Annotated in this window: 20 protein-coding genes; 4 read left to right on the forward strand and 16 right to left on the reverse strand. The window is 53.6% G+C overall.

The genetic code is table 11. From position 1 onward, the window contains the following. Positions 1–4: 4 nt before the first annotated feature. From wzyE to trxA, 11 genes are all read right to left on the reverse strand, one after another. Complete coding sequence (gene wzyE / locus E2L00_RS20445; protein ID WP_167614800.1) at positions 5–1,360, reverse strand: ECA oligosaccharide polymerase; 1,356 nt, start codon at positions 1,358–1,360, stop codon at positions 5–7. After that, complete coding sequence (locus E2L00_RS20450) at positions 1,357–2,436, reverse strand: TDP-N-acetylfucosamine:lipid II N-acetylfucosaminyltransferase (protein ID WP_167614802.1); 1,080 nt, start codon at positions 2,434–2,436, stop codon at positions 1,357–1,359. Before E2L00_RS20450 ends, wzyE begins: the two co-directional genes overlap by 4 nt. Then, positions 2,433–3,683 carry a lipid III flippase WzxE gene (gene wzxE, locus E2L00_RS20455; RefSeq protein WP_167614804.1) on the reverse strand — a complete coding sequence of 417 codons (1,251 nt, stop codon included), beginning with the start codon at positions 3,681–3,683 and terminating at the stop codon, positions 2,433–2,435. Before wzxE ends, E2L00_RS20450 begins: the two co-directional genes overlap by 4 nt. A 1-nt stretch (position 3,684) precedes the next feature. After that, the gene (gene rffA / locus E2L00_RS20460) at positions 3,685–4,815 is read right to left on the reverse strand and encodes a dTDP-4-amino-4,6-dideoxygalactose transaminase (RefSeq protein WP_167614806.1); all 1,131 of its coding nucleotides are present in this window, start codon (positions 4,813–4,815) and stop codon (positions 3,685–3,687) included. Positions 4,816–4,819: 4 nt separating this feature from the next. After that, positions 4,820–5,500, reverse strand: a complete 681-nt coding sequence (rffC, locus tag E2L00_RS20465) for a dTDP-4-amino-4,6-dideoxy-D-galactose acyltransferase (RefSeq protein WP_167614808.1) — start codon at positions 5,498–5,500, stop codon at positions 4,820–4,822. A gap of 22 nt (positions 5,501–5,522) precedes the next feature. Then, complete coding sequence (gene wecC / locus E2L00_RS20470) at positions 5,523–6,785, reverse strand: UDP-N-acetyl-D-mannosamine dehydrogenase (RefSeq protein WP_167614810.1); 1,263 nt, start codon at positions 6,783–6,785, stop codon at positions 5,523–5,525. Beyond that, on the reverse strand, positions 6,782–7,912 hold the full coding sequence (gene wecB / locus E2L00_RS20475) for a non-hydrolyzing UDP-N-acetylglucosamine 2-epimerase (RefSeq protein ID WP_167614812.1): 1,131 nt from the start codon (positions 7,910–7,912) through the stop codon (positions 6,782–6,784). Before wecB ends, wecC begins: the two co-directional genes overlap by 4 nt. Before the next feature lie 62 nt (positions 7,913–7,974). Continuing rightward, positions 7,975–9,024, reverse strand: coding sequence for an ECA polysaccharide chain length modulation protein (wzzE, locus tag E2L00_RS20480; protein WP_167614814.1), 1,050 nt, complete (start codon positions 9,022–9,024; stop codon positions 7,975–7,977). Between the two features lie 23 nt (positions 9,025–9,047). Next, a complete protein-coding gene (wecA, locus tag E2L00_RS20485) occupies positions 9,048–10,136 on the reverse strand; it encodes a UDP-N-acetylglucosamine--undecaprenyl-phosphate N-acetylglucosaminephosphotransferase (protein ID WP_167614816.1) in 1,089 nt (362 codons plus the stop codon). 247 nt (positions 10,137–10,383) lie between these two features. After that, positions 10,384–11,643, reverse strand: coding sequence for a transcription termination factor Rho (rho, locus tag E2L00_RS20490; RefSeq protein ID WP_121266803.1), 1,260 nt, complete (start codon positions 11,641–11,643; stop codon positions 10,384–10,386). Positions 11,644–12,002: 359 nt separating this feature from the next. Then, the gene (trxA, locus tag E2L00_RS20495; RefSeq protein ID WP_006179218.1) at positions 12,003–12,332 is read right to left on the reverse strand and encodes a thioredoxin TrxA; all 330 of its coding nucleotides are present in this window, start codon (positions 12,330–12,332) and stop codon (positions 12,003–12,005) included. Positions 12,333–12,450: 118 nt separating this feature from the next. On the opposite strand from trxA, the gene rhlB reads away from it, so the two are divergent. Both rhlB and gppA read left to right on the forward strand, forming a co-directional pair. Next, the gene (gene rhlB / locus E2L00_RS20500; protein ID WP_167614818.1) at positions 12,451–13,722 is read left to right on the forward strand and encodes an ATP-dependent RNA helicase RhlB; all 1,272 of its coding nucleotides are present in this window, start codon (positions 12,451–12,453) and stop codon (positions 13,720–13,722) included. A gap of 6 nt (positions 13,723–13,728) precedes the next feature. Next, entirely contained in the window at positions 13,729–15,213 is a 1,485-nt protein-coding gene (gene gppA, locus E2L00_RS20505; RefSeq protein WP_167614820.1) for a guanosine-5'-triphosphate,3'-diphosphate diphosphatase, read from the forward strand. Between the two features lies 1 nt (position 15,214). Here the strand turns inward: gppA and rep are convergent, their stop codons facing one another. Further along, positions 15,215–17,236, reverse strand: coding sequence for a DNA helicase Rep (gene rep / locus E2L00_RS20510; RefSeq protein ID WP_167614822.1), 2,022 nt, complete (start codon positions 17,234–17,236; stop codon positions 15,215–15,217). An 83-nt stretch (positions 17,237–17,319) separates the two neighbouring features. Between rep and ppiC the strand changes: the two genes are divergently transcribed. Beyond that, positions 17,320–17,601, forward strand: a complete 282-nt coding sequence (ppiC, locus tag E2L00_RS20515; RefSeq protein ID WP_034461726.1) for a peptidylprolyl isomerase PpiC — start codon at positions 17,320–17,322, stop codon at positions 17,599–17,601. Positions 17,602–17,680: 79 nt separating this feature from the next. Here the strand turns inward: ppiC and ilvC are convergent, their stop codons facing one another. Further along, positions 17,681–19,156: a ketol-acid reductoisomerase gene (ilvC, locus tag E2L00_RS20520; protein WP_167614824.1), complete on the reverse strand. Its 1,476-nt coding sequence runs from the start codon at positions 19,154–19,156 to the stop codon at positions 17,681–17,683. A 164-nt stretch (positions 19,157–19,320) separates the two neighbouring features. Here ilvC and ilvY point away from each other — a divergent pair, with 164 nt between their 5' ends. Further along, positions 19,321–20,214, forward strand: coding sequence for an HTH-type transcriptional activator IlvY (ilvY, locus tag E2L00_RS20525; RefSeq protein WP_167614826.1), 894 nt, complete (start codon positions 19,321–19,323; stop codon positions 20,212–20,214). Here ilvY and ilvA read toward each other — a convergent pair. The 3 genes from ilvA to E2L00_RS20540 all read right to left on the reverse strand — a co-directional run bounded on the left by ilvA (position 20,211) and on the right by E2L00_RS20540 (position 24,604). Further along, the gene (gene ilvA, locus E2L00_RS20530) at positions 20,211–21,755 is read right to left on the reverse strand and encodes a threonine ammonia-lyase, biosynthetic (RefSeq protein WP_167614828.1); all 1,545 of its coding nucleotides are present in this window, start codon (positions 21,753–21,755) and stop codon (positions 20,211–20,213) included. The genes ilvY and ilvA overlap by 4 nt on opposite strands. Before the next feature lie 2 nt (positions 21,756–21,757). Beyond that, a complete protein-coding gene (ilvD, locus tag E2L00_RS20535) occupies positions 21,758–23,608 on the reverse strand; it encodes a dihydroxy-acid dehydratase (protein ID WP_167614830.1) in 1,851 nt (616 codons plus the stop codon). Positions 23,609–23,671: 63 nt separating this feature from the next. Then, positions 23,672–24,604 carry a branched-chain amino acid transaminase gene (locus E2L00_RS20540; protein WP_167614832.1) on the reverse strand — a complete coding sequence of 311 codons (933 nt, stop codon included), beginning with the start codon at positions 24,602–24,604 and terminating at the stop codon, positions 23,672–23,674. Positions 24,605–24,619: the final 15 nt, after the last annotated feature.

The following is a 24,619-nucleotide window of genomic DNA, read 5'->3' on the forward strand; positions in this document are numbered from 1 at the left end:
CCACTCAGGCTCCGGCTTCCACGCCCGGCATGCGCCGCAGGCGCTGATGTATCAAACCCGCACTGTCAAATAACCAGTAAAGAAGCTTAGCCAGCAGAAGGCAAATGCCAAATACCATCATGAAGAAAACGACGCGGGAGACAAAGGAGTCCACGCCTTCACGGGCCAGAACTATCATGTTAAAAATCGCACCGAAGCAGAAGCTATGCAGAATAGCGGCTTTATAGCGATTGGTTTCCCGGTTGCCAAGTTCATAAAGCCAGTCGAACCATTTGATAATCAGACCGACCGCCACCGCGCCTGGCAGGATAAACCACACGCCGCCCATCACAACCAGCGAGCCGATAAGCGTCGGGGAAATCGCCAGCCCCGAGTGGTTATCCAGAATTTCCCAGGTAAAGTAGTTAGCGCTGTTAAGCACAATACCCGGACGATCCGGCCATACCCATGTTGGAATAAACACGTAGAAGTCACGCACGATGGGCGCCAGACCCTGGAACTCGATTTTGTCGTAGTTTTGCAGCAGTAACGCCAGGTTTTCCCAGGGTGAGAACGTATCGCGTGTCAGATACAGGAAAGTGTAAAAAGCCTCATCGCCGCTGACGTTCAGCCCGTAGCGTTTCAGCGCCAGCCAGAACATGCCCACAATGCCGAATACTCCGGCCGCCGCCAGCATCCAGAGAGAAATCCAGCCGCGAATAATGCCGATAAACAGGAAGATGGCGAAAGCGATAATGATATTGGCGCGCGTGCCGCCAACTATCATGTAGGTCAGCAGGCCAAACGCCACGGTGCTGACCAGGAAGAACATCCACGCGCGGCCATCCTGCTTAAGGAAGTAAACCACCAGCATCGCCGGAATAAAGAAGTAGAAGAAGCGCTTAAGCGCGACGCCTGACACTTCGCTGGAGAATATCTGGCTGTAGGAGTGCAGCTTAAACAGCAAAAAACCGTTGTGCATAAAGAAGATGCCAACGCTTACCAGCGCAACCAGCGCCAGCATCACCCATGTCAGATGCGTTTCGACGCGATTCATGGTGAACAACGGGCGGCGCTCGGTGATTGCTGGCCGCTTCGCCCGCAGACGCGTTTTATAGGCGACGTAATAAATACCGTAGAAGCAGGTCGCCGCTAGCTGCGCCTGCAGCAGTACATCCGCAGGCACGACGCCCACGCCAAACCGGAAGACCAGCGTACAGGTAAACGGGAAGCCGAAGAAAAAGGTCAGCAGGTAAAGTAACGAGAAGAAGACGTTAAAGTTGAAGCGTACCTTGCGGAACTCCTGATATGTCAGCAGGCCGATAAACATCACGGAAACCAACCACACCACAAACAGACCGCCAAATTGCAGCAAACTCATGCGGTTTCTCCTGATGCGATTGCTAACGCCTGGTGCCAGCCGTCAAGATAGTTGGGGTTGAAAAAGGCGATCTGCTGTTTATCTAATAAGCGTAGCTGGCGCTGCGCTTCACGCACGACCGTTTCATCCAGCGGATCGCCGGTGAACAGTACGGGGATATGCTGTTCAACCATATCCTGCCAGAACGGATTTTTACGGCTCAATACGCACGGAATACCTGCCTGAATCAGCAGGCAAAGCGTTCCGATGCCCTGCTGCCTGTCAAAAATGAAATAACCTAAATCGCACTGGCGCAGCAGCGCAAGATAGTCGTTAAATTCGATATTTTCGGCCAGAACCTTCAGGTTTTCCTTGCTGAATAACGTACTGCCAGCCTGCTGCACTTCGTTGATATAAGCGCTGTTATTTTTCGGGTAGCCCATAGGCACCACGACACGTACGTTATCACCGAACTGAGCGTGTATCGCCTGCAACGCGGCGATATGCTGATTGCTGCGATCGCCGGAATTCCCGACCAGCAAAGTAAGTTTACCGCCCGTTTTTTCTTCACTGCTCATTTCATTGAGCGCGGGATCCATACGCGTCGGGAAGTACAGCAGCTCACCGGGCACTCGCGGATGGCGCTGATGAAGATAGTTAAGGTCGCCGCGCGTGGCGAATACCCGGCCAACGCGTCCCTGAGCAATACGACGCAGCAGGTAAAAGAGACGAAACTTGAGGCTCCGTGAAGCCTCATACAAATCTGCTCCCCAGATATGCCAGCTCACCTGCGCAGGCTTCAGACCGCCTGTCAGCAAGGCAATCCACAACGAGCTATTAAACTGGCCGTGGAAGAAAAACCGCTGCTGGCGGTTTGCGCGAGCTTTTTCTGTCACCGCCCTGGCCAGCGCTTTTTTTGTCGGGAAGAGCGTAATCGTAAGTTCAGGAAAAGCAGACGGCAAAGCGCTGTCCGTTGAGACCACCAAAAAATGGCGCGCGTGCGGATGTGAGGCGGCTAAAGCGTCGTTAAAGAAACGCAGTACCGTCTGGTTATGATGCGGGATATCCGATCCCAGTACGTGAATCAGTGTCGTCATGCTCGTCTACGATAAATAAGAAACACGCCACAGCAGAGCGCGAAGTAAATAATATACGTCGCCATATAGGCCTGTGCGGCGCCCAGTGCGCCATGGGCTGGGATCAACCAGCGTGAAAAGCCGGTTAATAAAGCAAACTGGCTGATTTCAGTCAAAATATAAAAGCGCAGCGAGGCTTTAGCGATGACTAAATAGCCGAAAACGTAAGAACCCACTTTCAGCACGTCGCCCACCAGCTGCCAGGCAAACAGATCGCGCATGGCGATAAACTTATGTGAGAACAGCAGCCAGATGGCAAAATCACGCAGTAACCACACGGTTAAACTGGCGACGGCTACCGCCGACAGTACGAATTTTAATGAGCGGACTATCTCGCGGGAGATATCTTGCCTGGTCGTCAGCCTTGATAAGGTTGGCAACAGGTACACGCTAAACGATGCGGTAATGAACTGGAGATAGGCATCTGAAATGCTGCTGACGCCCTGCCAAATCCCCACATCATCCCAGCTATAATGCTCGGCGAGTAGATTACGCATCATCACGTAAGCAACGGGCAGCGTGATGGAGGTAATTAACGCCATGATCGTAAATTTACCCAGGCTGCTGGCGTAGACTTTATCCCACTGCGGTTTCAGATAGCCCAGCGGGACATGTTCGCGTCTAACCAGCATGAAACCTGCGGGAATAAGCACCAGCGCTGGCACCAGCGCCAGACCAAGCAGCGCGCCCTGGTAGCCGCCTGAGCGATAACAAAGATAGTAAGCGACCACGCCGATGAAGCTGCCGCCAATCAACGCCAGCGCATTACCAGCCGCATCCCGGAAGCCTTTCATGATAGCCAGCGACAGGTTCGCCCAGGCGATACCCATCTGCACCAGCGCCACCAGCCGTATCAGGCCTTGATAATGGTCGTGACCAAACAGCCCGACACAGATCGGTTTCGCCGCCACGACAAAAATAATCGCCAGCAGGGTCGAAAATCCCAGCACCATGGCTGAGGAAGTACCGATGACTTTGCGAAGCTCTTGCGGGGAGTCGTGATACTGAGCGACGTATTTAGTGACGCCGTTAAAAATACCGGCCCCCGCCAGCACGCCCAGCACGGTGACCATCTGACGAAAGTTGCCCGCAAGCCCTACGCCGCTCGGGCCAAACGCCACCGCCAGAAGTTTTACCACCAGCAGACCGGCCGCGATTTTTACCAGCGTGGACCCGGCGGTCCACGCTGAGGCTTTAGCCAGCGACATATCAGGAGAGGTAGCTTAACAACGTATTGATAACCGCACGTTGATTAACCGGAGAAAGGTTATAGAACAGCGGCAGGCGCACCAGGCGTTCACTCTCTTTGGTGGTGAACCGGTCTTCGCCGTGGAAGTAACCAAACTTTTCGCCAGCCGGGCAAGCGTGCAGCGGAATGTAGTGGAATACGGCCATAATTTCGGCTTCTTTGAGATACGCAATCAGCGCGCTGCGGTCTTCCATATCACGCAGCTTGATATAAAACATATGCGCGTTTTGCACGCAGTCTTTCGGCACGGAAGGCAATTCAATACGGCCTGCGCGAGCCAGCGGGGCCAGCGCGTCATGATAAGCCTGCCAGAGCTTAAGGCGCTGCTGGTTAATCTTTTCCGCGGCCTCGAGCTGTGCCCATAAATAGGCAGCCTGCAAATCAGCCATCAGATAGCTCGAACCAATGTCGCGCCAGGTATATTTATCCACCTGCCCACGGAAGAACTGGCTGCGGTTGGTGCCCTTTTCGCGAATGATTTCAGCGCGATCGATTAACGACGGATCGTTGATAAGCGTCGCGCCGCCTTCGCCACCGGCGGTGTAGTTTTTAGTTTCATGGAAGCTGAAGCAGCCGATGTGGCCGATAGAACCCAGGGCACGGCCTTTGTAAGTCGACATCACGCCCTGCGCGGCGTCTTCTACCACGAACAGGCTGTGTTTTTTCGCCAGCGCCATGATGGTGTCCATTTCACAGGCAACGCCCGCGTAGTGCACCGGTACGATAGCTCGCGTGTTTTCGGTAATCGCCGCTTCAATCAACGTTTCGTCGATATTCATGGTGTCAGGGCGCACATCGACAAACACAATTTTTGCGCCGCGCAGCACGAAGGCGTTCGCGGTTGAAACAAAGGTGTAGCTTGGCATGATGACTTCATCGCCAGGCTTGATGTCCAGCAATAGCGCGGCCATTTCCAGCGAGGCCGTACAGGATGGCGTGAGCAGGACTTTTTTGCTGCCGAAACGCTGTTCCAGCCATTGCTGACAACGACGCGTAAAGCCACCGTCGCCGCAAAGCTTGCCGCTCCCCATCGCAGCCTGCATGTATTCGATTTCCGTGCCTACTACTGGCGGAGCATTAAATGGGATCATTTTTTCACCTGTATAACCAGAAGGCAGTGCTATCTACGGTGGCACCGCTTTGAATATAACGTCGCAAAGCCGCAGTATTGCTTATCTGCGTGGCTACACGCAGCGTTGCCAGCCCGCGTTGCTGGCACCATAAGCTCGCGGCATGCATTAGCTGTTCACCTGCTCCACGACCCGCCAACAGGCCAATCCGCGCTTCACGCTCGTTTAACTGGCGCAGACTGACGAAGCCCTGTATCTCGTCACCCTTTTTTAGCAACAGGCACTGGTGATCAAACTTGCCCAACACCGCGTTTTCTACCCACTGAGCATAGAAGCGGCCGCTGTCGGCTGGCCGATACCAGGGCGCGCGAAAACGGCTTTGCGTGAAGACCTGAGCGGCCATTTCGCGCAGAACAGGGACATCCGCGGCTTGTGCGACAACGACAGAAGATGCAGCATTTTCCGTGCCAACTGACAGCACCAGATCGACTTCACCTTCGACCAGCTTAAAACCGAACTGCTGTAAAGCATTCAGCAAATCAGCGCGATGGGCAGGAATTTTTGCCTGCACGCGTCCGTAAGCCGCAAGCTGCTCTGCGGTCAGCTCGCCTGCATCGTCCGCAAAACGAACAATGGCGCTGTTAACGCCAAAGAACTGATTTTCCCATGCCAGCGCATCAAGCCGGGCACGAAGCGGACTGTTCATAGCTTAGCCTCGGAATGGCGGATTAACGCCAGACGCCTTTGGTATCGACAACCCAGCGCTGCTGGATTTTCTCGCCCGCGATGGCTTTAAATTCGTTATGGTCAACCAGCATGACCAGCACGTCGGCCTGCTGCAAGGCAGCGTCAAGGTTCGCCAGCTGGCAATGCCCCTCAAGCTTCTTCGGAAGCTGATGAATATTCGGTTCGACCACAAGCGTTACACCGCTGTGCCAGTTTGCAATCATCCCAGCAATTTCCATCGCCGGGCTTTCACGCAGATCGTCAATGTTTGGTTTGAACGCCAGACCAAAACAGGCGATTTTCAGTTCGCTGGCGCGCTTACCGCTTTCGGCCAGGCTATCCGCAACGGCCGCTTTGACCTGATTAATAACCCAGTGCGGCTTGGCATCGTTAACTTCGCGAGCGGTACGAATCAAACGCGCCTGCTGCGGATTCTGAGCAACGATAAACCATGGGTCGACCGCAATACAGTGCCCGCCAACGCCGGGACCAGGTTGCAGAATATTCACGCGCGGGTGGCGATTCGCCAGGCGAATCAGTTCCCAGACGTTGATGCCCTGATCGGCACAGATGAGCGAAAGCTCGTTCGCAAAGGCGATATTCACGTCGCGGAAGCTATTTTCAGTCAGCTTGCACATTTCCGCCGTGCGGGCGTTGGTGATAACGCACTCGCCTTCAAGGAAGATTTTATAAAGCTCGCTGGCCCGTGCTGAGCAAACTGGCGTCATGCCGCCGATCACACGATCGTTTTTAATCAGCTCCACCATGACCTGACCCGGCAATACACGTTCCGGACAGTAGGCAATATTGACATCTGCCGCTTCACCCGCCTGCTGCGGGAAGGAGAGGTCCGGGCGCAGGGCCGCCAGCCACTCGGCCATTTGTTCGGTGGAGCCTACCGGCGAAGTGGATTCCAGGATGACTAAAGCACCCTTTTTCAGGACCGGCGCGATAGATACCGCTGCGGCCTTCACAAAAGCCATGTCTGGCTCATGATCGCCCTGAAAAGGCGTAGGCACTGCAATCAGCCAGGCATCGGCCTCGACAGGTTGCGTGCTGGCACGCAAAAACCCCGCTTCGACTGCCTTTTTAACGACCTTATCCAGCTCCGGCTCAACAATATGAATGGCGCCACGGTTAATGGTCTCCACCGCGTGCTGATTGATATCGATGCCTACGACGTTTTTCTGACGGGAAGCAAATGCCGCCGCCGTGGGTAAGCCAATGTAGCCAAGACCAATAACGGAGATGGTTGAAAAACTCATAGTTCCACCTGATTGTTCTTTAGTGCGGACAAAATACGTTCGCAAGCGGTGCCGTCCCCGTATGGGTTATGCGCACGGCTCATGATTTGATATTCATTTTCATCGCGCAGCAGGCGCGTAACCTCACGGACGATGGTTTGCGTCTCGGTGCCAACCAGACGAACCGTCCCCGCTTTTACCGCTTCCGGACGCTCCGTGGTATCTCGCATAACCAGCACCGGTTTGCCAAGCGACGGCGCTTCTTCCTGTATGCCACCGGAATCTGTCAAAATCAGATACGCGTGGTTCATCAGATAGACGAACGGCAGATATTCCTGCGGCTCGACAAGCACTACGTTTTCCACATGGCCCAGGATACGTTTCACCGGCTCGCTAACGTTAGGGTTGAAATGCACCGGATAGACGATTTGCACATCGCTGTTTTCTTTGGCTATTTCTGCCAGCGCATGGCAAATACGCTCAAAACCATCGCCGAAGCTTTCACGGCGGTGGCCGGTTACCAGGATAAGCTTTTTAGTGCTGTCTAAAAACGGATGGCACTGCGCGAGGCTACTGCGTAGTTCATCATTAGCCAGCACGCGGTCGCGCACGGATATGAGCGCGTCGATTACGGTATTTCCCGTCACGAAGACTTTTTTATCGCTAATATTTTCACGCAGCAGATTCTGCCGCGAGTTCTCAGTCGGGGCAAAGTGGTACATGGCCAGATGCCCGGTTAGCGTGCGGTTAGCCTCTTCTGGCCACGGCGAATAAAGATCGCCCGTGCGCAGGCCTGCCTCAACGTGTCCCACTGGAATGCGCTGGTAAAATGCGGCGAGGCTGGTGGCAACTGTCGTGGTGGTATCGCCATGAACCAGTACCACATCGGGTTTAAACGACTCAAGGATGGGCTTTAGCCCTTCAAGGATCCGGCACGTTATCTCCGTAAGACCCTGTCCCGGGCTCATGATGTTGAGATCGTAATCTGGTTCGATTGAAAATAAATTCAATACCTGATCGAGCATCTCGCGATGCTGGGCCGTCACGCATACCTTCGCGTCAAAAAACGCGTCTTTTGCCAACGCATGAACCAGCGGCGCCATTTTGATGGCTTCCGGTCGCGTGCCAAAAACAGTTAACACTTTCACAGTGATTCTCTTTTATTAAAAAAGGTGAAGGCCGTCTACCGAGCCTTCACCAGGCAAGGACGTTATAACGCTTTTGGACGGCGGGCTAACGCCACACCAGCGCCTATCAGGGCCCCAACCGCGCCCCACATAATTAATAAGAACACACGGCGAGGACTATCGCGTTTAACGGGTTCTTCTGGGGTACGCAAATAACGGTAAGTCTGAAAACGCGGATCGAGCGTTGGACCAACGTTTAAGGTTGAGAGCATGGCGCGATTCTGGTCATAGTCGATGTCATAGGCAGGACCCACGGCCTGCAGGCTTTCAAGCCTTGCCTGCAGCATCGGACGTCCCAGCATAAACATTTCGGAATCAGGCAGCTCATCTGCCGGCACCTCAGTTTCGCTGCGAGCGATATTTTGCTGCTCGGCAATTTTCAGCGCCTGTTCAGTGCTTTTCACCTTGCGATCGTAAATAGATTTGGCAACGGCTTCCTGGCGTTTAACCTGCGCTTTCATCTGGATGGTGCGGGCAGCCCAGGCTCCCGTCAGTTCTTCGTTCAGATGACTTGCCGCACGCTGGCTGGCAAAAGCGACGTATTGCCGTAGCAGGTTATTTGCATCCGCAGCGGTTTCAGCAATCAGCTTTACGCTGTCGTTAAGGTTACGGGTGATATCGCCTGCGGTGAACTGAATATTGTCCACCATTTCATCAAGCAGAGCGGCGTCCGCTTTGCTGTTTCCTACCTGACGCTGCTTGTAATAATCGGTCTGTAGCCAGAAATCGCGTCGGGTATCGTAGGCCGAAAGCTGCATGATGAACTCTTTATAGGCTTCGTCCATAACGGAAGGCTGATCGACAGGAACCATATTGGCTTTGATATCAAGATTACGCAGGAATTGCTGCTGGGAGTAATATCCTCCCAACATATTGACCGTCGGGCGATCGGTGATTGCGTTGGCGCTCCACTCTTGTCGGGCAAAGAAGGTGTAAATCAAGGCGATGATGGCGAACGATACCGCCATGCCCACAATCCAGAACTTTCCTCTCCATAGTGTCCGGAACAAACCACGAATGTCCAGCTCGTTGTCCACCATTCCCGGGTTACTTCCTGGCACATTTTGTCTCATCACTTCCCCAATTTAATTCAGGATTAAGAAATGCTGCTGTTTCTGCGTTGACGACGCTTGATGCGTCTTATGAAGCGAGCGACTTTCCAGGCGCGCTTAATGCAATAATCATAGAGCACAAATGCTAGCAAGAATAATGCCAACATCACCCATTCAGGAATGGAGTGAATATATTCTGCGGCCACCCCAATGCCTGCCAAAAGCGCAGCGGCCAGGGTAATCAGCACGAAAGCCTGTCGGGAAGTGAAGCCGGCACGCATGATCAGATGATGAATATGCTGGCGGTCCGGAGAGAACGGACTCATGCCTTTGCGCAAACGACGGTACATGATGGCGATCATGTCCATCAGCGGAATGGCGATTATCCACAATGCCGTGACGGGACTGATAGGATGGGTTTTACCCTGGGTGGTTTCGAGCAAAATCCAGATGATGGTAAAGCCGATCAACGTGCTGCCGGCATCCCCCATAAACACTTTATAGCGTCGCCCTAACACGCCCAGATTCAGTAAAATGTAAGGGAGAATGGCCGCGATCATCGCGAAACACCACATAGCTAAGCTGAGCTGGCCGTCGAAATAAAGAATAAGTCCCATGGCTGCGAAGGAGACACACGAAAGACCACCGAGAAGCCCGTCAATACCGTCAACCATATTGAAAGCATTAATCGCGGCCCAGACGGCGAACAGGGTCAGGAAATACCCAAACGGCCCCAGCACCATTTCCCATGAGCCAAAAATATATCCCAGGCTGCTTAGGTAGAGCTTTCCGACAACCATCATCACAATGCCGATCAGCGCCTGAACTGAAGCTCTTATTTTCACGCTGATATCGTAACGATCGTCCAGCGCGCCAACAAAAACCAGTACACCCGCGCAGAGCAGATAAAGCCAGGCATGAGGGATATAGTAATTGGCTATCAGAAATGTAAAGCAGATTCCCGCATAGACAGAGATACCGCCCACCAGAGGAATTAGCCCCTGATGGCGTTTACGGAAGTTTGGTTTATCAACCAATCCAACTTTTTTAGCTACCTTGCGCGCAAAAAAAAGGAAAATGGTAGTAAATAAAAAAATACAGACCAGATCGGTACCAGCGGTGATTAAATTCACAGTGCAAGCTCTCTGCAAAATAAATGGCCAGGATGCTTATGCCCCTGCCTGGTGGTTGTACGTAATTCTTCCATGAACAATCTGTTGGTTATTTAATCGAATACATCGCAACACAAATTTTTGGTTGGTCGCCTGTAGGCATCCATTGCCATCTTTAATGTGCCGCTACGATAGTCGTTTCTATATCGTATATACCACTAAAGAAAAACGCCACGTCTAAGCGTGGCGTTCCCCGAGTTTTTATTGCTTACGAGCGCTTCATCATATCGAAGAATTCGTCGTTGGTTTTGGTCATCGCCAACTTGTTAATGAGGAATTCCATCGCATCGATTTCACCCATCGGGTGGATAATCTTACGCAGGATCCACATTTTCTGCAGCTCTTCCTGGGTGGTAAGGAGCTCTTCTTTACGCGTACCAGAACGGTTGTAGTCGATTGCAGGGAACACACGTTTCTCAGCGATTTTACGCGCCAGATGCAGTTCCATGTTGCCGGTACCTTTAAATTCTTCGTAGATAACTTCATCCATTTTAGAACCGGTATCGACCAGCGCGGTGGCGATGATAGTCAGGCTGCCACCTTCTTCCACGTTACGTGCTGCACCGAAGAAGCGTTTTGGACGATGCAGGGCGTTAGCGTCTACACCACCGGTCAACACTTTACCGGAAGCCGGTACCACGGTGTTGTAAGCACGAGCCAGACGGGTAATGGAGTCCAGCAGGATGATAACGTCTTTTTTATGCTCAACCAGGCGCTTCGCTTTCTCGATTACCATTTCGGCAACCTGAACGTGGCGGGATGCCGGCTCATCAAAGGTAGAAGCAACCACTTCACCTTTAACCAGACGTTGCATCTCGGTCACCTCTTCCGGACGTTCGTCGATGAGCAGAACCATCAGTACGCAATCCGGGTGGTTATAAGCGATGCTCTGGGCAATGTTTTGCAGCAGCATGGTTTTACCGGCTTTCGGCGGTGCCACAATCAGGCCACGCTGGCCGCGACCGATTGGCGAAGCCAAATCCAGTACGCGTGCGGTTAAATCCTCGGTAGAACCGTTACCACGTTCCATGCGCAGACGTGAGTTGGCATGCAGCGGGGTTAAGTTTTCAAACAGGATTTTGCTACGCGCGTTTTCCGGTTTGTCGTAGTTAACCTCGTTTACTTTCAGCAGGGCAAAGTAACGCTCGCCTTCTTTCGGCGGACGAATCTTACCGGAGATGGTATCCCCTGTGCGGAGGTTGAAACGGCGGATTTGGCTGGGAGAAACGTAGATATCATCGGGGCCGGCGAGGTAGGAGCTGTCTGCGGAGCGGAGGAAACCAAATCCATCCTGCAGTATCTCCAGCACACCGTCGCCAAAGATATCTTCGCCACTCTTAGCATGTTGCTTCAGGATGGAGAAAATAATGTCCTGTTTGCGCATGCGGGCCTGATTTTCCAGCCCCATATTTTCGCCGAGAGTAATCAGCTCAGAAACCGGCGTATTCTTTAATTCGGTAAGATTCATAATGGTGGGTTCTTAAACTCGGGGTAAATCTCGAACATGTTTCGTGAATGGTATGGCAGGGTCATCCATGCCTGTTTAATGGCCAGCACCACATGTCTTATCGCTGTCTGGTCATAGGAAAAACGCAGAACTGAAACGACACGACGGAATGGGTGATACGCCCGAAATCGATTATGCAACCATGTGCTCACTGTGAAATTAGCGTCTTAGCGATAGCGAATGAGAAGCATTGGGTATTACAAAGATTCAAACTTTAAGGCAAGTTCAAGGTGCAGTAAAAGTAACTTAGCATGCCTGACGCCGGGCGTCCAGCGGCTCACAAAAATTTGCAAACCGAGCACGCGCCGGCTGAGATTCCATTACGCCAGATTAGCATCCAGGAACTCTTTTAACTGGCCTTTGGACAACGCACCGACTTTGGTGGCAGCCACTTCACCGTTCTTAAACAGCAGCAGAGTCGGAATGCCGCGGATGCCATATTTCGGCGCGGTGCCCGGGTTCTGATCGATGTTCAGTTTAGCAACGGTTAATTTGCCCTGATATTCATCAGCGATTTCATCAAGAATCGGGGCGATCATTTTACATGGACCGCACCACTCTGCCCAGAAATCAACGAGGATCAACCCGTCAGCTTTAAGTACGTCCGTGTCGAAACTGTCGTCAGTCAGGTGAATAATTTTATCGCTCATGTTCTACTCCACAGGATTATGTCTACCTTGTTGGTGTAGCATTAACCAACTTAAGGTTGACTTTATTTCACCGGATACGCTTTCGTAAAGCAATAGTTAGCTGATATTCTACCACACTATGAGCAAAACACATTTGACCGAACAGAAGTTTTCCGACTTCGCCCTGCACCCTAAGGTGATTGAAGCCCTTGAAATAAAAGGGTTTCATAACTGCACCCCTATCCAGGCACTCGCACTTCCGCTGACGCTGGCGAATCGTGATGTTGCCGGTCAGGCGCAAACCGGTACTGGCAAAACGATGGCGTTCCTGACGTCAACGTTCCATTATTTACTCTCTCACCCTGTTCCGGAGAACCGCCAGGTGAACCAGCCGCGTGCCTTAATTATGGCGCCGACTCGTGAACTGGCAGTGCAAATTCACTCCGATGCAGAACCGCTGGCCCAGGCCACGGGCCTGAAACTCGGCCTGGCTTACGGTGGCGATGGCTACGACAAACAGCTTAAAGTGCTGGAAAGCGGCGTCGACATCCTGATTGGCACAACCGGTCGCTTAATCGACTACGCCAAGCAAAATCATATCAATTTAGGTGCTATTCAGGTCGTGGTGCTGGATGAAGCCGATCGCATGTACGATCTGGGCTTTATCAAAGACATCCGTTGGTTGTTCCGTCGTATGCCGCCGGTAACGCAACGCCTGAACATGCTGTTCTCCGCAACCCTTTCTTACCGCGTACGTGAACTGGCTTTCGAACAGATGAACAACGCCGAATACGTGGAAGTGGAACCAGAGCAGAAAACGGGTCACCGTATTAAAGAAGAGCTGTTCTATCCTTCGAACGATGAGAAAATGCGCTTACTGCAGACGCTCATTGAAGAAGAATGGCCAGACCGCGCTATCATCTTCGCCAACACGAAACACCGCTGTGAAGATATCTGGGGTCACCTGGCCGCCGATGGACACCGCGTTGGCCTGTTAACCGGCGACGTCGCGCAGAAAAAACGCCTGCGCATACTTGATGAGTTCACCCGTGGCGATCTCGACATCCTGGTAGCAACCGACGTTGCCGCCCGCGGCCTGCATATTCCTGCCGTAACGCACGTATTCAATTACGATCTGCCGGATGATTGCGAAGATTACGTTCACCGTATTGGTCGTACCGGCCGCGCCGGTGCAAGCGGGCATTCAATCAGCCTCGCCTGTGAAGATTACGCGTTAAACCTGTCTGCAATCGAAACCTACATCGGTCACTCGATTCCGGTCAGCAAATACAAGACAGAAGCACTGTTAAGCGAGCTTCCACCGCCAAAACGTCTGACCCGCCCTCGTTCCGGTAACGGTCCTCGTCGTGGCGGCAGTGCATCCCGTGGTAATCGTCGTCGCGCAGGTTAATTATCTATGCTCAGCTCCACCTCACTGTATGCGGCTATTGATTTAGGTTCTAACAGTTTTCATATGTTAGTGGTACGTGAGGTGGCTGGGACGATACAAACCCTGGCCCGCATCAAGCGTAAAGTCCGTCTCGCAGCCGGCTTAAACAGCGAAAACGCACTTTCCCCGGAAGCCATGGAGCGCGGGTGGCAATGCCTGCGCTTATTTGCGGAACGTTTACAGGATATTCCCCAGGCGCAAATTCGCGTTGTCGCCACGGCAACGCTTCGCCTGGCCACCAACGCCCAGCAATTCATCCAGCATGCCGAAAAAATTCTGGGATGTCCTATCCAGGTGATTCGCGGCGAAGAAGAAGCACGCCTTATTTATCAAGGGGTTGCTCATACTACCGGCGGTGAAGATCGGCGTCTGGTCGTGGATATTGGCGGAGCCAGTACGGAATTAGTGACCGGCACCGGGGCGCAAACAACCGCGCTGTTTAGCCTTTCTATGGGCTGCGTAACCTGGCTTGAGCGTTTCTTTAGCGATCGCAATCTGGCAAAAGAAAACTTTGCGGCAGCGGAAGCTGCGGCAAGCGAAGTGTTAAAGCCGGTCATTGATGCGTTAAAGCATCACGGCTGGAAGGTCTGCGTTGGCGCCTCGGGCACCGTGCAGGCTTTGCAGGAAATTATGATGGCGCAGGGCATGGATGAGCGTATCACCCTTGCGAAACTGCAACAGTTGAAGCAGCGCGCCATCCAGTGTGGGCGCCTTGAAGAGCTGGAAATCGAAGGCTTAACGCTTGAACGAGCGCTGGTTTTCCCAAGCGGTTTGGCCATTTTAATCGCCATCTTTGAACAGCTCGGCATTGACTGTATGACTCTGGCCGGCGGCGCCCTGCGTGAAGGCCTGGTTTACGGCATGCTGCATCTGAGCGTCGATCGGGAAATCCGCAGCCGCACCATCCGCAATATCCAGCGTCGTTTTATGGTTGATATCTCGCAGGCTACCCGTGTTCAGCAGCTGGCGCAGGCTTTTGCCAGTTATGTTGCGGATGAATGGGAGCTTGATACGTTAAGCAAAGACATGCTGCAAAGCGCCGCCCTGCTTCATGAAGTTGGCCTGAGCGTCGATTTCAGACAGGCTCCGCTTCATGCAGCCTATCTGGTAAGCAATCTGGATTTGCCGGGCTACACGCCAGCGCAGAAAAAGCTGCTGGCTACGCTTCTACTCAATCAGACCAACCCGGTCGATCTCTCGTCGCTCCACCAGCAAAATGCTGTTCCGCCGCGCATTGCGGAGCGTCTTTGTCGCCTGTTACGTTTAGCGATTATCTTCGCCAGCCGCCGTCGGGACGACATTCTGCCCGCCATTGAGCTGGAGGCCGAAGGAGAGGCGCTGACTCTTACGCTTCCTGCAAACTGGCTTGCCTGCCACCCGCTTGGGGCTGAGTTACTTACCCAGGAAAGCCTGTGGCAAAGCTATGTTCACTGGCCGCTCACAGTTAAGTAACTCAGCCGCCGCGCGCTCTGGCCAGCATTTCCCGGATATTAGCGACGTTTGCCTGTCCTTTATTCATACGCTCTTCAGCCGATACCACTTTGCGCTCCTGCTCCCACTGCAAATCATCCTGCGGTAGTTCAAGCAGGAACCGGCTCGGCTCCGGGCGCACCAGCTCGCCATACTGACGACGTTCTTTGCATAGCGTAAAAGTCAGCTCTTTCTGCGCCCGGGTGATCCCGACATAAGCCAGACGCCGCTCTTCATCGATATTATCTTCATCAATGCTGCTCTGATGCGGCAGCAATCCCTCTTCCATGCCCACTAAAAAGACATAAGGGAACTCAAGCCCTTTGGAAGCGTGAAGGGTCATCAACTGCACCTGATCCGCTTCATCATCGCTTTCGCCACGCTCCATCATGTCACGCAGCGTGAAACGAGTAACAACCTGAGTCAGCGTCATTGGCTCGTCAATGTCCGAACCTTCAAGCATTTCCGTCATCCAGCTAAACAGCTGATTGACGTTTTTCATCCGCATTTCCGCCGCTTTCGGGCTTGGGGACGTTTCGTATAGCCAGCTTTCATAATCCACGCCATGAATCAAATCACGTACCGCCGCCACGGGTTCACGCCCGGCAAGCGTGGCAACATCGCGTAACCAGTGGGTGAAACGCTGTAACGCCTCCAGGCCACGCCCGCTTAACGTCTGGCTGAGGCCAAAATCAAAGCTGGCGGTGAACAGGCTTTTATTCCGCTGCATCGCCCACTCCCCCAGCTTCTGCAACGTTGCCGGACCAATTTCACGCTTTGGCGTGTTCACAATGCGCAAGAAGGCGCTGTCGTCATCCGGATTAGTAAGCACGCGCAGATAGGCCAGCAGGTCTTTGATTTCCGGCCGTGAGAAAAACGACGTGCCGCCTGAGATGCGATACGGGATACGGTTTTGCATCAGCATCTTTTCAAATACCCGCGACTGGAAATTGCCACGATAAAGAATCGCGTAATCTTTGTAGCTGGTTTTATTGATAAAGTGATGGGCGATAAGCTCGCCGGTGACGCGTTCCGCCTCATGATCTTCGCTATTGGCCGTCACCACTTTTAATTCGGTGCCGTAACCCAGCTCTGAGAAAAGCCGTTTTTCAAAAACGTGCGGATTGTTGGCGATCAGAATATTGGCCGCCTTCAGAATGCGCCCGGAGGAGCGATAGTTTTGCTCAAGCTTAATGACCTGCAGGCTCGGGAAATCCTGGCTCAGTAACACAAGATTCTGCGGACGTGCGCCACGCCAGGAGTAAATCGACTGGTCATCGTCGCCTACCACCGTAAAGCGCGCCCGCGCGCCTACCAGCAGCTTCACCAGCTCATACTGGCTGGTGTTGGTGTCCTGATATTCATCCACCAGCAAATAGCGGATGCGGTTTTGCCAGCGTTCACGCACCTCTTCATTGCGCTGTAAAAGCAGCGTTGGCAGCAAAATAAGATCGTCAAAATCCAGCACATTGCAGGATTTCAGATGCGTGTCGTACAGGCCGTAGCAGTGCGCGAAAATTCTATCCCGCTCGCCTTTCGCCTGCGCTGCCGCCTGCGAAGGCGTCATCAGATCGTTTTTCCAGTTCGAGATCGTCGAGATCAGCTGTTGCAGTAAAGTCTTATCTTCTTCGAGCAAACCTTCGGTCAGCTCTTTTAGCAACGCGCTCTGGTCGGTGTCGTCAAACAGCGAAAAATTAGATTTCATGCCTAACGCCGCGTATTCGCGCTTGATTATCTCAAGCCCCAGCGTATGGAACGTGGAAATAAGTAATCCGCGGGCTTCTTTGCGCCCCAGCGTTTGCGCCACGCGCTCTTTCATCTCACGCGCGGCCTTGTTAGTAAAGGTCACAGCGGCGATGTGCCTTGCCTGATAGCCGCACTCACGGATCAGGTACGCCATTTTATTAGTGATGACACGCGTTTTGCCCGAGCCTGCGCCCGCCAGCACAAGGCAGGGTCCGGTAACAAATTCGACGGCTTGTTGTTGGCCTGGGTTTAAACGCATAAGAACACTCAATGAAAGTCAGGAGGGGAGAAAAACAGCGTGGTAGTATAGCCAGCGTAATCCATACGACTCAAGGCACTATCATGGCAAAAACCGCGGCAGCATTGCATATCCTTGTTAAGGAAGAAAAACTGGCCCAGGAAATTCTCGAACAGCTAAAAAATGGCGGCGACTTCGAAAAACTGGCGAAAAAGCATTCCACCTGCCCGTCAGGCAAAAAAGGCGGACATTTAGGTGAATTCCGCCAGGGCCAGATGGTACCGGCTTTCGATAAAGTGGTGTTCTCCTGCCCGCTGCTGGAACCTGTTGGCCCGCTACACACGCAGTTTGGCTATCACGTCATTAAGGTGTTGTATCGGAATTAAAAGCATGGCCTGCTCGGTAAAGAGCAGGCCATTTTTATTTGTATCCTCTCCACGTGGGAGAGGGCATCAGACGACGCAATTACTCTGCTACGGCAATGCGTTTCATATCGGTCATGTAGCCACGCAGTTTTTGGCCCACTTTCTCGATTGCGTGATGACGGATAGCTTCGTTAACATCACGCAACTGCGCGTTGTCTACAGCGGCTGCCGGAGTTTCCCGGCCCAGGTCACCTGCCTGCAACGTAGTCATGAACTCTTTCAGCAGCGGTACAGCCGCGTAAGAGAACAGATAGTTGCCGTATTCTGCCGTATCGGAGATAACCACGTTCATTTCGTACAGACGCTTACGGGCGACGGTATTGGCAATCAGCGGCAGCTCGTGCAGCGATTCATAGTAAGCAGACTCTTCGATGATGCCCGCATCCACCATGGTTTCGAATGCCAGCTCAACGCCTGCTTTCACCATCGCGATCATCAGAACGCCTTTGTCGAAGTATTCCTGCTCGGAAATTTTGCCGTCAAACTGCGGAGCGGTTTCGAACGCGGTTTTGCCGGTCTCTTCGCGCCAGGTCAGCAGGTTCTTATCGTCGTTCGCCCAGTCCGCCATCATACCGGAGGAGAATTCGCCGGAGATGATATCATCCATATGTTTCTGGAACAGCGGCGCCATAATTGTTTTCAGCTGCTCAGACAGCGCGTAAGCACGGATTTTTGCCGGGTTGGACAGACGGTCCATCATCAGCGTAATACCGCCCTGCTTCAGCGCTTCGGTGATGGTTTCCCAGCCGAACTGAATCAGTTTTTCTGCATATGCCGGGTCGGTGCCTTCTTCAACCAGCTTGTCAAAGCACAGCAGGGAACCAGCCTGCAGCATGCCGCACAGAATAGTTTGCTCGCCCATCAGGTCAGATTTCACTTCTGCCACGAAGGAAGACTCCAGAACGCCCGCACGGTGGCCGCCGGTAGCCGCAGCCCAGGCTTTAGCAATCGCCATGCCTTCGCCTTTCGGATCGTTTTCCGGGTGAACCGCAATCAGGGTTGGCACGCCGAAGCCACGTTTGTACTCTTCACGCACTTCGGTACCCGGACATTTCGGTGCAACCATCACTACGGTGATGTCTTTACGAATCTGCTCGCCAACTTCAACCACGTTAAAACCGTGGGAGTAGCCCAACGCCGCGCCATCTTTCATCATTGGCTGCACGGCTTTAACTACCGCGGAGTGCTGTTTGTCCGGGGTCAGGTTAACTACCAGATCGGCCTGGGGGATCAGCTCTTCGTATGTGCCCACCTTAAAGCCGTTTTCGGTTGCTTTGCGCCATGACGCACGCTTCTCAGCAATCGCTTCGGCACGCAGCGCGTAGGCAACATCCAGGCCGGAATCACGCATGTTCAGACCCTGGTTAAGGCCCTGAGCGCCGCAGCCGACGATGACGACTTTTTTGCCTTTGAGGTAGCTTGCTTCATCGGCGAATTCGCTGCGCGCCATGAAACGACATTTACCCAGTTGCGCCAGCTGCTGACGCAGGTTCAAAGTGTTGAAATAATTAGCCATCGTAGGACTCCGTGATTGTCGTGTTGTGTTTCTTGTAAGGGTCGCCAGCCGTGTCTTGCTTGCGATAATGAATCCACTATATGACAGGAAATCCGTTGCTGAAATTGATATATTAACAACGTGATGTTGCAAAAATTGCAACGTGAGAATAAAGGCGGATGACCATGGACTTACGCGATTTAAAAACGTTTCTCCACCTTGCGGAAAGCCGCCATTTTGGGCGGAGCGCGCGGGCAATGCACGTTAGCCCCTCCACGCTTTCACGTCAGATTCAGCGCCTTGAAGATGACCTGGGCCAGCCTTTATTTTTACGCGATAACCGCACCGTCACGCTAACCGAAGCTGGCGAACAACTGCGCCAGTTCGCCCAGCACACGCTTTTACAGTATCAGCAGATGCGCCACACCATCGGCCAGGAAGGGCCATCGCTTTCGGGCGAGCTACATCTGTTCTGTTCGGTTACCGCGGCATACAGCCATTTACCCCCCATTCTGGATCGATTCCGTGCGGAACACCCTAACGTCGAAATCAAACTCACCACGGGTGATGCGGCAGACGCGGTAGAAAAAGTCGACTCTGACGAAGCCGATCTTGCTATTGCCGGTAAGCCGGAATCATTGCCGCCGGGCATTGCCTTCTCGATGCTGGAAAACTTAGCCGTGGTGCTTATCGCCCCGGCGTTGCCCTGCCCGGTTCGCGCCTTAGTCAGTATTCCTGAACCAGACTGGAGCAAAGTGCCGTTTATTCTGGCGGACCAGGGTCCGGTACGCCGCCGCATTGAACTGTGGTTCCGTCGCCAGAAAATCAGTAACCCCTTTATTTACGCGACGGTTGCGGGACATGAAGCCATGGTTTCGATGGTGGCATTAGGCTGCGGCGTAGCTTTACTTCCTGAAATCGTACTGGAAAACAGCCCTGAACCGGTACGTAACCGCGTTCAGATTCTGGAGCGCAGCGATGAAGATGCGCCGTTTGAACTCGGCGTGTGCGCACAAAAAAAGCGGCTCAATGAGCCGCTTGTGAATGCGTTCTGGAAATTACTGCCCGGCAGCCACTAACCTGCCAGGAAGAAGCGAAACGCCGGATTGTTCGTTTCATCGTGGCAGTCATAGCCAAGTTCGTTGAGTCGGGTTTCAAAATCCGGCTCGTTATCGCCCAGCTCAAATGCCGCCAGCACGCGGCCATAATCTGTACCGTGACTGCGATAGTGAAACAGCGAAATATTCCAGTGCGTACCCAATGTTTGCAGAAACTTCAGCAGCGCGCCCGGCGATTCCGGGAATTCAAAGCTGTAGAGCCGCTCGCGCAGTGGTTTTGACGGACGTCCGCCCACCATGTAACGCACGTGCAGTTTCGCCATTTCATCGTCGGAAAGATCGACAACGCCGTAACCGCCTTCGTTAAGCTGAGCGAGAATTTCCTGGCGTTCCTCAACGCCACGGGTCAGGCGCACGCCTACAAAAATGCAGGCGTTGTCTGAACTGGCATAGCGATAGTTAAACTCCGTTACCGCGCGACCGCCGAGCAGCTGGCAGAATTTCAGGAAGCTGCCTTTTTGCTCCGGTATCGTCACAGCAAGCAGCGCTTCACGCTGTTCGCCAAGCTCGCAACGTTCCGAAACGTAACGTAATCCGTGGAAGTTCACGTTCGCCCCGGACAGCACGTGCGCGAGACGTTCACCACGGATCTGGTGTTGCTGGATATATTTCTTCATACCCGCCAGCGCCAGAGCGCCGGACGGTTCCGCCACAGCGCGCACGTCCTCGAACAGATCTTTCATCGCCGCACAGATTGCATCGCTATCCACGGTGATGATGTCATCAAGGTATTCCTGACAAACGCGGAATGTCTCGTCACCAATACGTTTGACCGCGACGCCTTCGGCAAACAGCCCAACGCGCGCCAGGTCAACCGGCTTACCCGCATCTAACGCGGCCTTCAGGCAAGCTGAATCTTCCGCTTCGACAGCGATCACTTTGATCTGCGGCATAAGCTGTTTGATAAGCACTGCCACGCCCGCCGCCAGACCGCCGCCGCCAACCGGGACAAAAACCCGGTCGATATGCGCATCTTGCTGTAACAACTCCAGCGCCAGCGTGCCCTGCCCGGCAATCACCGCCGGGTGGTCAAACGGAGGCACATAGGTGAAACCCTGCTGCTGCGAAAGTTCGATTGCCCGCGTCTTCGCTTCGTCAAAGTTTGCGCCGTGGAGCAGCACTTCGCCACCAAAAGCCCTGACCGCATCCACTTTAATGTCCGCCGTAGCAACCGGCATGACGATCAAAGATTTAATGCCCAACCGCGTTGAGGAAAGCGCAACACCCTGTGCGTGGTTGCCTGCCGAAGCGGTAATCACACCGCTGGCTTTCTGTTCGCTGTTCAGCCCGGCAATCATGGCGTACGCGCCACGTAGCTTAAAGCTGTGCACCGGCTGCCTGTCTTCACGCTTTACCAGAATGACGTTATCCAGCCGCGAAGAGAGCTTATCCATCTTCTGCAACGGGGTGACCTGCGCCACTTCGTAAACCGGAGAGCGCAATACAGCGCGCAGATATTCCGCCCCGCAAGGGGCGTCGGGTAGCGGTTGTGACTCGGCCATTATTAGCCTCCCAGCTTGCTTTTATCGCGCACCGCACCTTTATCGGCGCTGGTAGCGAGGCTTGCGTAAGCACGCAGCGCGAAGGAAACCACGCGTTCACGATTTTTCGGCGTCCAGGCTTTGTCGCCGCGAGCGAGTTCGGCTTCATGACGCGCAGCCAGCTCGGCTGCAGGAACATCCAGCACCATGCTGCGGTTGGGAATGTCGATATCAATCATGTCGCCATCTTCAACCAGCGCAATCAGGCCGCCGCTTGCCGCTTCCGGAGAAACGTGCCCGATAGACAGGCCGGAAGTGCCGCCGGAGAAACGGCCATCGGTGATCAGCGCGCACTCTTTACCCAGACCCATTGATTTCAGATAAGTGGTCGGATAGAGCATTTCCTGCATACCCGGACCGCCTTTCGGTCCTTCGTAGCGAATGACCACTACGTCGCCGGAAACCACTTTTCCACCCAGAATCGCTTCAACTGCGCTCTCCTGGCTTTCGTACACTTTCGCCGGGCCGCGGAATGTCAGGTTGGATTTATCCACACCGGCAGTTTTTACGATGCTGCCTGCTTCCGCGATGTTGCCGTAGAGCACCGCCAGACCGCCGTCCTGACTGAACGCATTCTCCAGCGAACGGATGCAGCCTTCTGCACGGTCATCATCCAGCGTGTCCCAGCGGCAATCCTGAGAGAACGCCTGAGTGGTGCGAATACCAGCCGGGCCGGCGCGGAACATTTTTTTCACTGCCTCATCCTGAGTCAGCATGATGTCGTACTTATCCAGCGTCTGAGATAGCGTCATTCCGAGGATATTTTTTACCTCACGGTGCAGCAAACCGGCACGATCCAACTCGCCCAGAATCGCCAGCACGCCACCGGCGCGGTGAACGTCTTCCATATGGTATTTCTGGGTGCTCGGCGCGACTTTACACAGATGCGGCACTTTGCGTGACAGACGGTCGATGTCCGACATATTGAATTCTATTTCGCCTTCCTGCGCGGCCGCGAGCAGGTGCAGAACGGTATTGGTCGAGCCACCCATCGCAATATCAAGCGTCATGGCGTTTTCGAATGCCGCTTTGCTGGCGATGCTGCGTGGCAGCGCGCTGGTATCGTCCTGTTCGTAATAACGTTTGGTCAGCTCAACAATGCGTTTACCGGCATTCAAGAACAGATCTTTGCGGTCCGCGTGAGTCGCCAGCAGCGAGCCGTTGCCCGGCTGCGACAGGCCCAGCGCTTCGGTCAGACAGTTCATTGAGTTGGCGGTAAACATACCGGAGCAGGAACCGCAGGTCGGACAGGCGGAACGTTCGATTTGCTCGCTGTCGGCATCGCTGACGTTAGGATTGGCGCCCTGAATCATCGCATCGACCAGGTCGAGCTTGATGATTTTGTCGGATAACTTAGTTTTCCCGGCTTCCATCGGGCCGCCGGAGACAAAAACAACCGGAATGTTCAGGCGCAGCGACGCCATTAACATCCCCGGGGTGATTTTGTCGCAGTTGGAGATACAAACCATAGCGTCCGCGCAGTGTGCATTAACCATGTACTCCACGGAGTCGGCAATCAGTTCGCGAGACGGCAGAGAGTAAAGCATGCCGCCGTGGCCCATGGCGATGCCGTCATCCACGGCAATGGTGTTGAATTCTTTTGCCACGCCGCCGGAAGCTTCAATTTGTTCGGCGACCAGCTTGCCCAAATCGCGCAGGTGAACGTGGCCCGGTACAAATTGGGTAAAGGAGTTCACTACCGCAATAATTGGCTTGCCGAAATCGTCATCGGTCATTCCGGTTGCGCGCCACAGAGCGCGGGCACCCGCCATGTTACGGCCGTGGGTTGTGGTGGCTGAACGGTACTTAGGCATGCTTATTTACTCCAGTCTGTCATGGTGCGGGCGGTCAGTTGCCGCTCGCCTGGTTATAATTTTTTACTGTGGGTTTACTGGATCTAACCAGCCCCATTTATCTTCGGTTTCACCCGTGAACAGGCCAAAAAACGCCTGCTGAATACGTTTGGTTATCGGGCCGCAGCGGCCAACGCCCACCTGAATACCATCTACGCTGCGTACAGGCGTAATTTCAGCGGCGGTACCGGACATGAATACTTCATCCGACAGGTAGAGCGATTCGCGGGAAAGTACTTGCTCACGCACTTCGATACCTAAATCTTTCGCCAGTTTGATAATGGCGTCGCGTGTAATTCCCGGCAGTGCGGAAGAAGTGAACGGTGGAGTAAACAGAATGCCGTCTTTAACCTCAAAGAGGTTTTCGCCAGCGCCTTCTGAGAGGAAGCCCTGCACGTCTAATGCAATGCCTTCCTGATAACCATGGCGACGCGCTTCGCTGCCGACTAACAGGGAAGAAAGGTAGTTGCCGCCTGCTTTTGCGGCAGTTGGAATGGTATTGGGCGCGGCACGGTTCCAGGAAGAAACCATCGCATCGATCCCCTGGTCCAGCGCTTCGGCCCCAAGGTAGGCACCCCACGGGAAAGCTGCGATGATCACATCGGTGGTGTAACCGTCCGGCGGGTTAACGCCCATACCCACATCCCCAACAAAGACCAAAGGACGGATATACGCGCTGGTCAGGTTGTTTTTACGGATAACCTCGCGGCAGGCTTCCATCAACTCATCAACACTCTGCGAAACCGGGAAACGATAGATTTTTGCTGAGTCACGCAGACGCTGCATATGTTCGCGATGGCGGAACACCACTGGCCCAAGGTGTGAATCGTAGCAGCGGATGCCTTCAAATACCGATGTACCGTAATGCAGCGCATGAGACATAACGTGGACTTTCGCCTCGCCCCATGGCGTCATCTCACCATTGAACCAAATATAATCAGCTTTCTTCGTTGTCATTGCTCTTTTCCTTTT

Source organism: Cedecea colo (assembly GCF_011808225.1).
In the GTDB taxonomy this organism is placed as follows: domain Bacteria; phylum Pseudomonadota; class Gammaproteobacteria; order Enterobacterales; family Enterobacteriaceae; genus Dryocola; species Dryocola colo.